Here is a 13,022-nt window from a genome sequence, read left to right on the forward strand (position 1 = left end):
TGTAGAATTAGGCGTAATTATATCAAAAGGAGCTAAGATGTCAGTTAAAGTAGCAATAAACGGCTTTGGGCGTATCGGTAGGTGTGCTGCGCGTATTATTTTAGAGCGTGATGATGTTGAGCTTGTCGCTATTAACGACACCGCAACAAGGGATATGACGAGGTATTTGCTCAAATACGACAGCGTTCATGGCGAATTTAAGCAAGACGTTAAGGTGATAAGCGACGATTTTATAGAAGTAAATGGCAAAAAGATAAGAGTTTTTTCTACAAGAGATCTAAACGAGCTTAGCTACGCAGACTATGGCACAGACGTTGTTTTAGAGTGCACTGGCAAGTTTTTAACCACTGAAAAATGTGAGCCATATCTAGCTCGCGGCGTCAAAAAAGTCGTCATGAGCGCTCCAGCAAAAGATGATACGGCGACATTTGTAGTCGGCGTAAATGACGATAAGTACGCAGGCGAAGCGATCGTCTCAAACGCAAGCTGCACCACAAACGGCTTAGCTCCAGTAGCAAAGGTGCTAAACGATAAATTTGGCATCGTAAAAGGGCTCATGACTACGATCCACGCATATACAAATGGCCAAAGCCTAGTTGATGTAAAAGCTAAAGACTTTCGCCGCTCACGCGCAGCAGCGCTAAATATCGGACCTACGACCACCGGAGCTGCAAAAGCGATCGCTAAAGTGCTCCCAGAGCTAAGCGGCAAGCTGCACGGCCAAGCAGTGCGCGTGCCAGTAGCAAACATCTCTATGGTCGATCTAACGGCGGTTTTAAAAAGGCCAGCTAGCAAAGAGGAGATAAACGAGGCATTTAGAGCGGCTGCGGAGTCAAATTTAAAGGGAATTTTATTCGTCGATGACGACTACAGAGTTAGCAGTGACTTTTGCACGAGTACCTTTAGCAGCATCGTAGCTAGCGACACTACACAGGTTATCGCTGATGATATGGTGAAGGTCTTTGCGTGGTACGACAACGAGTGGGGCTACTCAACAAGGCTTGTAGATCTTGCTAAGATCGTGGCTACAAAGTAAATTTAAAGGGTAAAAAATGAGTGATATTTTATCGATCAACGACCTTGAGCTTAATGGTGCAAAAGTCTTTATAAGGTGCGATTTTAACGTGCCTATGGACGAGTTTTTAAACATCACTGATGATCGCAGGATCCGCTCAGCGATACCAACTATCCGCTACTGCTTGGATAATGGCTGCAGCGTGGTTTTGGCTAGTCACCTCGGACGCCCAAAAAACGGCTATGAAGAGAAATTTTCACTTCAAGGCGTGGCAAAGAGGCTATCAAGACTGCTTGATAGAGAGGTGATATTTGCTGAAGATGTGATCGGAAATGACGCTAAAACAAAGGCTGCGGCTCTAAAGCCAGGCGAAATTTTAATGATAGAAAATTTACGCTTTGAAAAGGGCGAGACCAAAAATGACGAGGCTTTGGCAAAAGAGCTTTCAGGATTTGGCGAATTTTACATCAATGACGCATTTGGCGTTTGCCACAGGGCTCACGCATCGGTCGAGGCGATCACTAAATTTTACGATGAGAAGCACAAGGCAGCGGGATTTTTACTACAAAAAGAGATAAATTTCGCTCAAAATTTGATAAAACATCCATCACGTCCATTTGTCGCAGTCGTGGGCGGTTCAAAGGTGAGTGGCAAACTTCAAGCCCTACATAACCTTCTGCCACGCGTCGATAAGCTCATAATTGGCGGCGGTATGGCATTTACATTTTTAAAATCACTTGGCGAAAACATCGGAAATTCTCTCCTTGAAGAGGACCTTATCGAAGACGCGCGCGAAATTTTACGCAAGGGCAGGGAGCTTGGCGTGAAAATTTACCTGCCAGTGGACGTCGTCGCTGCTCAGACATTTTCAGCTGAAAGTGCCGTAAAATACGTCCCAGCTCAAGAGATCCCAAATGGCTGGATGGGGCTTGACATCGGACCAGCGTCGATTAGGCTATTTAAAGAGGTCATCGCCGATGCTCAAACCATCTGGTGGAACGGACCTATGGGCGTTTTTGAGATGGATAAATTTAGCAAAGGTAGCATCAAAATGAGCCACGCTATCATCGACACTCACGCGACAACCGTCGTTGGCGGCGGCGATACGGCTGACGTGGTCGAGCGCGCAGGAGACGCTGATGAGATGACATTTATCTCAACTGGCGGCGGTGCTAGCTTGGAGCTAATAGAGGGCAAAGAGCTGCCTGGCATAAAGCCGCTTAGAAAAGAGGAGTAGGTCTTGAAATTTCTAGCGAATTTAAAGTGCAACCACACAAGAGCAAGCTTTAGAGAGTACGCGAAAATTTTAGACGAAAATTTAAGCGCAAACGACGATGTGAGCGTATTTGCTCCAGCTAGTGCTTTTGATGAAAAAAGGCATATTTTTAGTCTTGGGGCGCAGAATTTCTACCCATGCGAGAGTGGGGCATTTACTGGTGAGATCGGCAAGGCGATGCTTGATGAATTTGGCATAAAAGATGTGCTTATCGGCCACTCCGAGAGGCGTGAAATTTTAAACGAAAGCGAGGAGTTTTTGCGAGCGAAATTTGACTTTGCTGCAAAAAATGGCTGGAATGTGATCTACTGCATCGGCGAAAATTTAAGCACAAATGAGAGCGGAGCGACCAAAGAATTTCTAAGCCGCCAGCTTGAAAACATCGATCTAGATTATAAAAATTTAGTCATCGCCTATGAGCCGATCTGGGCGATAGGAACGGGCAGGAGCGCTAGCATAGAGCAGATAGATGAGGTGCTAAGTTTTTTAAAGATAAAGGCAAATGTGCCGCTACTTTACGGCGGAAGCGTCAATGCAGCAAATATCGCTGATATCGCAGGTATAAAAAGCTGTGATGGGGTTTTGGTAGGCACAGCTAGCTGGGATGCGAATAATTTTTTAAATTTAATAAAGGCAACTATGTGAAATTAAAATATCTTGTATTGTTTGTTTTTGCTTCAATATTTTTTAGTGGATGTACTTTGGGCACTGTAATAACTAACCACCAGTGGAAAAATGCATCTCCTGAAGCGAAGAAAAAGGTGGAAGAGTATTATGATATGCAGTGTAGAGCAGATCCTACAACATCTACTCAGGAGAAGTTAAAAGATGGATATGGGTCTTTGTATATATATGCATATGGTTGTACTTATTGTAAATATTTTATGTTCCCAGATAAAGATGGTTTTGGATTAGTACCAGAATCATCACAGCCTGATATTACAGAACGCAAAATTTATATAAATGATGAATTAATCGCTAATCTACATGTTTGGGAATATACGATTTTGTACCTAAAAGCTGGAAAATATCGTCTATTTTATGATAGAGGTAATATTTCGACTGATGTTGAAGTTATTGATGGTGAACCAACACTTTTTTACCCAGTTGGTGAAAGAAGAGCATTGGTTTTGCATGGTAGAGATAATTTAACCGGATTTTATGATAGTTTACCGAGATATATAACAAAGCCGTTTTATGTCAAATTGCCTGAAAATGAAAAATATCTTAAAGATACAGAGGAGTATCTAGGTCTTTCAAATTGCTATCACACTAGCAAAAGATGGAAGGTTGTAAAATAATTTAAAAAGGAGAAATGATGATACTAAAAGGTAAAAAAGGTCTAATCGTAGGCGTTGCCAACGCCAAGTCAATAGCATACGGCATCGCAAAAGCTTGTCACGATCAAGGTGCGCAGATGGCATTTACATACCTAAACGATGCTCTTAAAAAGCGTGTAGAGCCGATCGCCGAGGAGTTTGGTAGCAAATTTGTCTACGAGCTTGACGTAAATAACCAAGCTCACCTAGACGGGCTTGCAAATCAAATCAAAAAAGACCTTGGCGAGATCGATTTTGTCGTGCATGCAGTGGCTTACGCACCAAAAGAGGCGCTTGAGGGTGAGTTTGTAAATACCACAAAAGAGGCATTTGACATAGCGATGGGCACTAGCGTTTATTCACTACTAAGCCTTACTCGCGCGGTCCTACCGGTGCTAAAAGAGGGCGGCTCGGTGCTTACTCTTACATACCTTGGCGGACCAAAATTTGTGCCACACTACAACGTCATGGGCGTTGCCAAAGCAGCACTTGAAAGCTCGGTTCGCTACCTAGCACACGACCTTGGCGCTAAAAATATCCGCGTAAATGCGATCAGCGCAGGCCCTATCAAAACGCTTGCCGCAAGCGGAATAGGTGATTTTAGAATGATCTTGCGCTACAACGAAGTAAATAGCCCGCTAAAACGCAACGTCACCACAGAAGATGTCGGCAACAGCGCTATGTACCTGCTTAGCTACCTAGCTAGCGGCGTAACAGGCGAAGTTCACTACGTAGACTGCGGCTACAACATCATGGGTATGGGCGACGTGGCTACCGACGCCGAGGGCAACACGATCCTAGCTTGGGACGCAAAATAACCTACCAATATAAATTTGGCGGGGCAACTCGCCAAATTCTTCTTTTAAATTTCACCAAATTTATCGCAAGGACAGAAAATGAGAGCTTTAGACGAGCTTATAGATACAAATGAGCCAGGCTGGGCGCTAATCGAAGAGTGGCTAAAAGAGGCCAAAAACGACTATGAAATTTTGCCTCGAGATGAGAGCAGGGCGCAAAGTGAGCTTTTGGGGCTTCAGATCACCACTCGTTCGCCGATGGGAGCGCTTGTTTATGGGTGCGGCGGCATAGTGATAGATGGCGGTTGGTTGCGCCTGCTTGGCTCAGGATGCGAGCAGATGAAGCGCGGAATTTATAGCTTCAACCTTGGCAAAAGCTTTAGCGAAGCAGGGCAGATGCCTAGCTATTTGCTAGTAGCGGATGATGTTTTGGGCGGATTTTTCGCGGTAAATGGCGGCGCCTTTGGTGGCAAAGCTGGCAACGTCTTTTACTACGCACCAGATAGCGGCAAATGGAAAGATACGCAGCTTGGCTACTCGCAGTTTTTATACTGGGCGCTAAGTGGGGATATATCTAAATTTTACGAGCTTTACCGCTGGGATGGCTGGCGCGAAGATGTGAGAAATTTTAGCCTTGATAAGGTTATGTTTGCGCTACCACCACTTCTTTGGCAAGACGCCGACGTAAGGGCAAGGCTAAAAGATATGAAAAAGGATGGCATTAATATTGATGAGTATTTTGCCTCTTTGTTTAAGGGGGAGAAATAGATAAATTTTAGTAGTTTTACAAATTTTAAAATTCCATTCACTCGCCTTAGTAACTTACCAAATTCAGGTCTCGTTATCGTTTGCCACTAAGTTTAGAGCCGTGATATGCTCGTTCATAAATTTTAAAATTTGAGGGAGACTTTCTAGAATAGAACGCATGCGGCGCAAAGCACTTTCGCATGCCACTTCTAACGTGCGAGGGGTTTTTACATCGACTTCGTCTCGTAACTGCGGGCAGACAGGGGATTGTTAAGGGGGGGGGGAGGGAGCTTCTTTGCGTCGCTAGCTCGCAACTGCAAGCAGACCGTAATTCAAGCCTCTTCCCCCTTAACAAAGAGGCAAACATTTAAATTTGATTAGGTTGCTTTGCAAATTTTAAAATTCCATTCACTCGCAAGAATTGACTACTAAAATTTGGATTCGCTTGCAGCTTAGCTCAAATTTTAGAGTCGAAATTACTCGTTCATGAAATTTTAAAATTTGCCTGGCGCTTGTCTGATTTGACAAAATAAATTTGTAAATTTTAAAATCTTACTCAACTCGTCTTAGCAGACTACTAAATTTAGAGCCGTAATATGCCAGCTCTAATTTTAAAATTCGTTTGAATGTTTTGTAAAAAAATTAAATATTTTTAGTTCGTGGTCACAAATTTTAAAATTTAAATTTCACCGAGCGGTAGGTCTGATCAAACCTAAACGTTAGCAGATTTTGCAGTATCCCAAAAAGTACCATGAAAGTGACAAAGCTACTTCCGCCGTAGCTAAAAAATGGCAGCGGCACGCCCACAACTGGCGCAAAACCGATCGTCATCGAGACATTTACCCCCACGTAGACAAAGATGAGCGCGGCTATGCCAGTGGCGGTCACCTGCGTGAAATAATCATTCTTAAGCCCGTAGTTTAGGCTAAGAAGGTGCGTTATAAGCGCTCCATAAAGCCCAAGCAAAAGAAGCGCCCCGTAAAAGCCAAAACGCTCGATATTGTAGGCGAAGATGAAGTCACTTGTGGCGATTGGCAAAAATTTAAAGTGTGTCTGCGTCGCTTCGTCCTTTGGCTTGCCTTTTAGCCCGCCGCTACCTATGGCGATGATACTTTGTTTGACGTGGTAGCTTGGCTCTTCGGCGATGAAGTCGTGGATCCTCTTTTTTTGATAATCATGCAAATTTTCATACAAAACTGGCGCCGAAAATCCTATGGCAAGGATGATACAGATCCAAATTTTCTTATTTACGCCGATTACAAAAAGGATGGTGTAGCCAACTATCAAAAGTATGAGCGCGGTGCCAAGATCAGGCTCTTTCATGATGAGAGCAAATGGCAAAAGTATGTAAAAACTAAGCCTTAAAAAGTCTTTTAGCCCGTATCCATCGACCTCTGGCGGGCGCTGCTTAACTAGATAGGCTAGCATCAGCAAAAAGGCTGGCTTCATGAGCTCTGAGGGCTGAAGTGTGAAGTGAACGAAGGGAATTTCAAGCCAGCGCCTAGCTCCAAGCTTGCTAACACCAAAGATATCAACGCTTAAAAGTAGCACTATGCAGACCCAGTAAAACATCGGGATGATCCAGTCGATGCGTCTAATAGGCAGCAAAAATGCGATGCAAAATGAGACAAATCCGATGCCAAAATATACAAGCTGTTTGTTTGCCAAAATGTCGTTTGCTTCGGAAACTAGGATGTATGAGATGGCTATGATTGGGATGATTAAAAACGGCTGAATAAAATCAAAATGTGTTAAAATACGCCGATCTAGTTTTATCAAGAAGCAAACCTTAATTTTTGGGCTAGATTATATCACAAACAAGGCTTTGATTTTGGTTAAATTTAATGTTTTAAATAGCTCAAGACTCGACGTAGCAGTAGCACATGAGCTTCAAATTTCACGTAATCAAGCTTTAAATTTGATAAAAGACTCCCTTGTAAGCGTAAATTTAAAACCAGTCTCAAAACCAAGCTTTTTGTTAAATGAAAATGATGAAATTTGCGTAAATTTTGCCCCAAAAAAAGAGGTGCAAAACGAATACGAAGTAAATTTTGACATCCCGATCATCTACGAGGACGACGATCTCATAGTGCTAAACAAGCCCCCTCAAATAGTCGTTCACCAAGCCCCAAGCGTCAAAGAGGCGACACTTGTTGAGTGGTTAAACAAAAAGGGCTTTATGCTCTCAAATTTAAACGGAGACGTAAGAGCTGGCATCGTCCACCGCCTAGATAAGGGCACGAGCGGCGCTATCGTCGTCGCTAAAAACAACTTCGCCCACGCAAAACTAAGCGAGCAGCTAAGCGATAAGAGCATGGGACGAATTTATCTAGCGCTCACCGACCTGCCCCTAAAAGAGGACGTCATCATCGACAAGCCAATCGGCAGAAATCCAAACAACCGTCTAAAAAAAGCGATCGTCACAGACGCTAAATTTGCTAAAAGTGCCTTTGTAAATTTACTAAGCGAAGGTGGAGTAAATTTGATAGCTGCAAAGCTTTTTACAGGCAGGACGCACCAGATAAGAGTGCATCTTGCTAGCATAAATCGCCACATTTTAGGCGATGATTTATACGGATTTAAGAGCCAAGGCGATAAAATAAGCAGGGTTATGCTTCACGCTTATATGCTCTATTTTATCCATCCGCGAACTGGCAAAAGGGTAGAATTTACCGCAAAAACGTATGATGACTTTAACCAAATAATTTACAAAAAAATTCCCAAGGAGATTTTTGATGAAAAAATTTGCCCTACGCATATTGACACCATTTTTAGTAGCTTTCTTAGCGGGATGCGGCTCTAGCGTACCGACTCAGCAAAGCACATCACTACCAACTATTACAAGCTTAAAAACTATTTCAGATATGACAGAAGTTGGCTTTGAGTGGAACCCAGTGAGCGACGAGAGTGTCGTTGGCTACTACCTTTACCGCTCAAATCCAAATGATGCAAACTCAAAAATGCAACTAGTTGCAAACATAAAAGACCGCTTTGCTACGCACTACGTGGATCGCGACCTAGCTCCAGAGACGACTTACTCATACCAAATGAGAACCTACTCAAGCAACGCCATCTCTCAACCAGGTGCGATCGCAACTGCGACAACTAAGCCACTACTTGACTCTGTGCCATTTGCACAAGCTATCACAGGACTTCCAGGCCGCGTAAAAGTGATCTGGAGACCACATCCTGATAGCACAGTAGCTAGCTACATCATCCAAAGAAGCGATGCAGGAGCTAATAAATTTAGCCAAGTAGCAGAGGTAAATGGCAGACTAAACGCCGAGTATATCGATACTGATGTAAAAGACGGCAAGGCTTATGAGTATAGAATTCTCGTCAAAACTTCATCAGGCGTCATCTCAAAACCAAGCCAAAATATAAGCGCCACAACAAAGGAGTTACCCTAGGGCAGTAACTAATCTTCAAGCCACCAAAAACGCCCCAAAAAAGATCATTTTGACGTGGGATTATGCGCCGGCTGAGGACTTTTCGTACTTTAAGGTTTATAGAACGACTAGTAAATTTTTGCCTTACACATACCTAGCAAAAACGACTAGCAACACTTATGAGGACCTTATAAATACAAACGCTGCGACAAGATATTATAGAGTGACAGCGGTCGATAAAGACGGTCTTGAGAGCTTAAAACAAGAAGAGCCGATCGTTGGTAGCACACTTGGCGCACCAAAAACTCCAAGCATAAGTGCTAGCTACGATGGCAGCGGCGTAAATGTAAGCTGGAGCGCGGTGGAGAGAGCTAGCTCGTACACTCTTTATAGAGGTGGCGCAAGCGAAAAAGTATTTAGCAATATCAGTGAAACAAGCATAAGAGACGACAGCGTCCAAGCTGGTGCTAGCTACACTTATAGCGTCGTAGCAGTCGATGAGTACGGCATCGCTTCTGATAAGTCATCAAAAGCAGAAGTTAGCATAAAATAATGCCAAATTTCATCGCTTCGTCCTTAAAAGAGCCCTCGTTTCCATTTGGTAACGAAAAGATCAAATTTCTTTGGCAGGCAAATGGCCGAAACGAGAGGCTCATCTACACAAAAAATGAAGATGAAGGCTTTTTTCTAGTCGTAAAGCCAGCTAAAAACGGCATCGTCGTAAAGGGAGAAAAGCTTACAAAGCCTGCTAAAGTCGGACTTTTACAAGAAGCGCTTGAGCTTTTTAAAGAGCAAAATTGCAACGGCATCATCAGCCAAGCATTTGCCGTGAAAAAGACAAATTTGACCAAAAAAGTGAGTGAAATTTTAAGTCTTGAAGAGTTTGTGCCAGCATTTTGCGAGCTAAAAGATAAATTTAAAGAGATTTTTATCGAGATCGGCTTTGGCTCTGGCAGGCACTTGCTCTATCAGGCTAAAAACAACCCAAATGCCCTAGTTATCGGCATAGAGGTCTATAAACCAAGCATCGAGCAAGTAGCAAAGCTAGCTAGGGCAAATGCCCTAGAAAATGTGCGTCTAATAAACACCGACGCAAGGCTCTTACTCTCGCTTGTTGGATCAAATTTAGTTGATAGAGTATTTTTACACTTTCCAGTGCCGTGGGACAAGGCCGAGCATAGACGCGTGGTCTCATCGGCGTTTGCGCTTGAGTGCGAGAGGATACTAAAAGTTGGTGGTAAATTTGAGCTAAGGACTGATAGTAAGGAGTATTGCGACTTTAGTTTGAGTAAATTTTTAGAGCCCGCAAACTCAAAGATAGAGGCTTTTAAAAATAGAAATTTAGAGGTAACTAGCAAGTATGAAGACCGCTGGAGACGCCAAGATAAGGACATTTACGACGTCATTTATACTTGTGAAGTTAAAAGCGATGAGAGCGTTTTGGCTGGAGATTTTAGCTTTAAAGAAAAGACAAGCGTAAAAAATATCATTAAAAATTTCAAAAATTTCATAATAAAAAAAGAGGATCACTTTTTACATTTTGAGGAAATTTACACTATAAACGATGGTGAAATTTTGTTAAAAGTCGCCTTTGGAGCGTTTAACAAACCAGAGCAATGTTTCATCAAAATAAGCGATGAGAAAAGCGAATATTTTATAAAAAAACCGATCTTAATACGTGAAAATTTAGCAGCACACGAGCTTTTGAAGGAGTATTTGGCTGATGCAAGAGATAATTAGCGCAAGAAATTTAAGCCTAGCTTATGAGCGCAACGAGGTTGTGATCAATAGCGTAAATTTAGACATCTACGCAAATGACTTTGTCTTTATCACAGGCAAGAGTGGAAGCGGAAAAAGCACGCTTTTAAAGTCATTTTACGGAGAAATTTCGCCCCTAGCTGGCGAGCTAAATGTCTGCATGACGCAAATGGACGATATCGATGACAAAAGACTTTGCGAGCTTAGGCAGCGAGTTGGTATTATATTTCAAAACTATCGCTTGATAAATGAGTGGAATGTCGAAAAAAATGTCATGCTGCCACTCATCATTAAAGGCGTCAATCAAAATGTGAGCAAAAAGCAGGTGGCTAAACTTTTAAAACATGTAAATATGCTTCACAAAGCCGATAAATACCCTCGCGAGCTAAGTGGCGGCGAACAGCAAAGGGTTGCCATGGCAAGAGCACTCGCGCATAATCCAAATTTGCTCTTATGTGACGAGCCAACGGGAAATCTAGACGAATACTCAAGCGACGTCATCTGGTCGCTTCTAAAATCAGCTAGAGAATTTCTAGGCACAAGCGTCGTCGTGGTGACGCATCACATCCCATCAACGCTTCGCATCCCATACCGCCACTTCGTCATAGAAAATGGAGGCGTGCATGAGATCGCTTAAAAACCACCTCGGGTTTATCCTGCCGTTAATCGCGCTTTTATTTTCAGTGCAGTTTAGCCTCACAGCGGACAAGATCGTAAGAGAGTATGAGAGGCTTATGGGAAATGACTACAACATCGTGGTGGTCTCAAACAAAGAGCTAAGCGAGCCAGTGCTAAAGCCAGTGGTTAGCACGCTGGCAAGTGTCGAGCCACTAAGCCCGCAAAAGATAATAGACCGCCTATCAAACGACATCTCGGCTAAAAATTTATCCATCCTTCAAAATGCCTTGCCTAAATTTTACTCGCTAAGACTTAGCGAATTTCCATCGCCAGAATATATGGAGGAGATAAAGCAAAAGCTTTTGAAATTTGATGGTATAAGCAAGGTCGAGACATTTTCAAAGACCCATGACAAGGTCTTTAAGATGCTAAATTTAGCCAAAAGCATATCGTATGCATTTATGGTGATACTTTGTGTTGTTGGGCTTATGCTTATGCTAAAACAGACTAAAATTTGGCTATTTGAGCATAGAGAGCGCATCGAGATCATGACGCTTTTTGGCGCGCCATTTTGGTTAAAATCAGCCATGCTCTATAAATCAGCCATGGTTGATAGCATAGTTGCGACCATTGTTGTTGGCGCATTTTTCTTTTTCTTTCCAAATTTTGAAATATTTAGAGAAAATGCCGCAAGCATCGATGTAGTCTTGCCTAGCCTTGATCTTTCAAGAGATATTTTTATCTTATTTGGCGTGGCTGTGGTTTTAAGCATTTTTGCTGTTAGTTTAGTGATGAGTAAGGCTAGAAAAAGCACGATATGAAAAAAGGAATTTTTACACTTTTGCTAGCATTTAGCCTAGCTTTTGCATCAAATACTAAAGAGAAGATAAAAGACTCTAAAAACTCGCTAAGATCGACGCAGGCGATGAGCGAGCAGCTTAGTAAAAAGCTTGATGACTTGGCTGGAGATATCGTAAATGGCGAGAAAAAACTTCGCGGCATAAGCGGCGATATCACAAATTTAAAAGGTCAAATTTCAGTTCTTGAGACAAATGCTTCAAAAGCGCTTCTTGAGCTTGATGATCTAACAAAGCAAAACAAAGAGCTAGAGCGCACCCAAAAAGAGCTAGAGCAAAATATGATAAGGATCATCGCAGAAGACCTCTCATTTGATCTCATGATGTCTGCAAGCGAGGGCAAACAAAGCGAAGAGAGCATCATCTCGTCGCAAATTTTAACCAAACTAAATGCCATAGCAAAAGAGGACTTTAAAAGGCTTAGTGAGAACTACGAAGATACGATAGAAAAGATAAAAAATAAATCAAGTAAGATAAATGAGATAAACTCAAGCATAAAAAACTATAGGCGCAAGCAAAATGATCTACAAAGCCTAGAGAGCACGCAGAAAAATACAATAAACGGGCTAAAACGCGATAAAGAAATTTACAGCAAAAAGTTAGCCAAGCTTCAAGCCCAACAAGATGAGCTAAGAAAGACACTTGAGCAGCTTGCTATCATGCAAAAGCAAGAGGATGAAGCAGCACGTGCAGCTAGAGAAAAGCAAGAAAGAGCAGCTAGCAAAGGTGGCAAAAAGGGCGAAAAGAGCCAGCCAATGGGTGGGAGCTATCAGACAAGCTCTGTTAAGAGATACTCAGGCGCAAGGACGATCGCTCCGCTTGATAGCTACTCTGTAAAGCAAAAATTTGGCAATTACGTAGATCCGATATACAACATCAAAATTTTCAACGAGTCAGTCATACTTCGCTCAAGCACGCCAGATGCAAAGGTTAAAAGCGTGCTAAATGGCAAGGTTGTCTTTGCAAAAGCGACCCCTATGCTTGAAAATGTCGTCATCATCGAAAACGAAAATGGCATCCACACGATCTACGCCCACCTAAGCCAGATCGCGCCAACTGTAAAGGTCGGCTCAGTCGTGCAAAAAGGCTATGTTATAGGTAGGGTAAGGAACGATCTAACCTTTGAAGTAACGCAAAGAAACTACCATATCGACCCGCTTGAAATGATCTCAAAATAGTCACTTTGTAAGCGTTATTAGCTAAATTTAAAGCCTTTTTGGCTAAAATGCGTGAATTTCAAGGAGCA

At 42.6% G+C, this 13,022-nt stretch carries 14 protein-coding genes; 13 read left to right on the forward strand and 1 reads right to left on the reverse strand.

The features are described 5' to 3' along the window. Positions 1-37: 37 nt before the first annotated feature. From gap to G6W43_RS02190, 6 genes are all read left to right on the forward strand, one after another. Positions 38-1,036 carry a type I glyceraldehyde-3-phosphate dehydrogenase gene (gap, locus tag G6W43_RS02165; RefSeq protein WP_194169034.1) on the forward strand — a complete coding sequence of 333 codons (999 nt, stop codon included), beginning with the start codon at positions 38-40 and terminating at the stop codon, positions 1,034-1,036. A gap of 16 nt (positions 1,037-1,052) precedes the next feature. Further along, positions 1,053-2,252, forward strand: a complete 1,200-nt coding sequence (locus G6W43_RS02170) for a phosphoglycerate kinase (RefSeq protein WP_149722214.1) — start codon at positions 1,053-1,055, stop codon at positions 2,250-2,252. Between the two features lie 3 nt (positions 2,253-2,255). Then, positions 2,256-2,936 carry a triose-phosphate isomerase gene (locus G6W43_RS02175; RefSeq protein WP_194169035.1) on the forward strand — a complete coding sequence of 227 codons (681 nt, stop codon included), beginning with the start codon at positions 2,256-2,258 and terminating at the stop codon, positions 2,934-2,936. Continuing rightward, complete coding sequence (locus G6W43_RS02180; protein WP_103617535.1) at positions 2,933-3,592, forward strand: hypothetical protein; 660 nt, start codon at positions 2,933-2,935, stop codon at positions 3,590-3,592. Before G6W43_RS02175 ends, G6W43_RS02180 begins: the two co-directional genes overlap by 4 nt. A gap of 17 nt (positions 3,593-3,609) precedes the next feature. Next, on the forward strand, positions 3,610-4,428 hold the full coding sequence (fabI, locus tag G6W43_RS02185) for an enoyl-ACP reductase FabI (protein ID WP_149712083.1): 819 nt from the start codon (positions 3,610-3,612) through the stop codon (positions 4,426-4,428). 78 nt (positions 4,429-4,506) lie between these two features. Beyond that, positions 4,507-5,175 (forward strand): DUF2625 family protein, encoded by a 669-nt coding sequence (locus G6W43_RS02190; RefSeq protein WP_149706144.1) that lies wholly within the window; start codon positions 4,507-4,509, stop codon positions 5,173-5,175. A gap of 651 nt (positions 5,176-5,826) precedes the next feature. Here the strand turns inward: G6W43_RS02190 and G6W43_RS02195 are convergent. Continuing rightward, positions 5,827-6,933, reverse strand: a complete 1,107-nt coding sequence (locus G6W43_RS02195) for an FtsW/RodA/SpoVE family cell cycle protein (protein WP_021088649.1) — start codon at positions 6,931-6,933, stop codon at positions 5,827-5,829. A 52-nt stretch (positions 6,934-6,985) separates the two neighbouring features. Between G6W43_RS02195 and G6W43_RS02200 the strand changes: the two genes are divergently transcribed. Genes G6W43_RS02200 through G6W43_RS02230 form a run of 7 tightly spaced genes read left to right on the forward strand, consistent with a single transcriptional unit; the run spans position 6,986 to position 12,954 of the window. After that, entirely contained in the window at positions 6,986-7,957 is a 972-nt protein-coding gene (locus G6W43_RS02200) for an RluA family pseudouridine synthase (protein WP_194169036.1), read from the forward strand. Further along, positions 7,890-8,564 carry a fibronectin type III domain-containing protein gene (locus G6W43_RS02205; RefSeq protein ID WP_194169037.1) on the forward strand — a complete coding sequence of 225 codons (675 nt, stop codon included), beginning with the start codon at positions 7,890-7,892 and terminating at the stop codon, positions 8,562-8,564. Before G6W43_RS02200 ends, G6W43_RS02205 begins: the two co-directional genes overlap by 68 nt. A 49-nt stretch (positions 8,565-8,613) precedes the next feature. Beyond that, positions 8,614-9,096 carry a hypothetical protein gene (locus tag G6W43_RS02210; protein WP_242040031.1) on the forward strand — a complete coding sequence of 161 codons (483 nt, stop codon included), beginning with the start codon at positions 8,614-8,616 and terminating at the stop codon, positions 9,094-9,096. Then, positions 9,096-10,283 carry a tRNA (guanosine(46)-N7)-methyltransferase TrmB gene (trmB, locus tag G6W43_RS02215; protein ID WP_194169038.1) on the forward strand — a complete coding sequence of 396 codons (1,188 nt, stop codon included), beginning with the start codon at positions 9,096-9,098 and terminating at the stop codon, positions 10,281-10,283. The genes G6W43_RS02210 and trmB overlap by 1 nt, the downstream gene beginning before the upstream one ends. Beyond that, a complete protein-coding gene (locus G6W43_RS02220; RefSeq protein ID WP_004317228.1) occupies positions 10,267-10,938 on the forward strand; it encodes a cell division ATP-binding protein FtsE in 672 nt (223 codons plus the stop codon). Before trmB ends, G6W43_RS02220 begins: the two co-directional genes overlap by 17 nt. Then, positions 10,925-11,740, forward strand: a complete 816-nt coding sequence (locus G6W43_RS02225; RefSeq protein WP_194169039.1) for an FtsX-like permease family protein — start codon at positions 10,925-10,927, stop codon at positions 11,738-11,740. Before G6W43_RS02220 ends, G6W43_RS02225 begins: the two co-directional genes overlap by 14 nt. After that, positions 11,737-12,954 (forward strand): murein hydrolase activator EnvC family protein, encoded by a 1,218-nt coding sequence (locus G6W43_RS02230; RefSeq protein ID WP_194169040.1) that lies wholly within the window; start codon positions 11,737-11,739, stop codon positions 12,952-12,954. Before G6W43_RS02225 ends, G6W43_RS02230 begins: the two co-directional genes overlap by 4 nt. Positions 12,955-13,022 lie beyond the last annotated feature (68 nt).

This window comes from Campylobacter concisus (genome assembly GCF_015229965.1).
Classification (GTDB): Bacteria; Campylobacterota; Campylobacteria; order Campylobacterales; family Campylobacteraceae; genus Campylobacter_A; species Campylobacter_A concisus_BD.

Excerpts from the sequence above, each read along its gene's own strand:
- G6W43_RS02205 (WP_194169037.1), top strand. The coding sequence starts at position 7,890 with ATGAAAAAATTTGCCCTACGCATATTGACACCATTTTTAGTAGCTTTC.
- fabI (WP_149712083.1), top strand. The coding sequence starts at position 3,610 with ATGATACTAAAAGGTAAAAAAGGTCTAATCGTAGGCGTTGCCAACGCC.
- G6W43_RS02225 (WP_194169039.1), top strand. The coding sequence starts at position 10,925 with ATGAGATCGCTTAAAAACCACCTCGGGTTTATCCTGCCGTTAATCGCG.
- trmB (WP_194169038.1), top strand. The coding sequence starts at position 9,096 with ATGCCAAATTTCATCGCTTCGTCCTTAAAAGAGCCCTCGTTTCCATTT.
- G6W43_RS02170 (WP_149722214.1), top strand. The coding sequence starts at position 1,053 with ATGAGTGATATTTTATCGATCAACGACCTTGAGCTTAATGGTGCAAAA.
- gap (WP_194169034.1), top strand. The coding sequence starts at position 38 with ATGTCAGTTAAAGTAGCAATAAACGGCTTTGGGCGTATCGGTAGGTGT.
- G6W43_RS02220 (WP_004317228.1), top strand. The coding sequence starts at position 10,267 with ATGCAAGAGATAATTAGCGCAAGAAATTTAAGCCTAGCTTATGAGCGC.
- G6W43_RS02190 (WP_149706144.1), top strand. The coding sequence starts at position 4,507 with ATGAGAGCTTTAGACGAGCTTATAGATACAAATGAGCCAGGCTGGGCG.
- G6W43_RS02230 (WP_194169040.1), top strand. The coding sequence starts at position 11,737 with ATGAAAAAAGGAATTTTTACACTTTTGCTAGCATTTAGCCTAGCTTTT.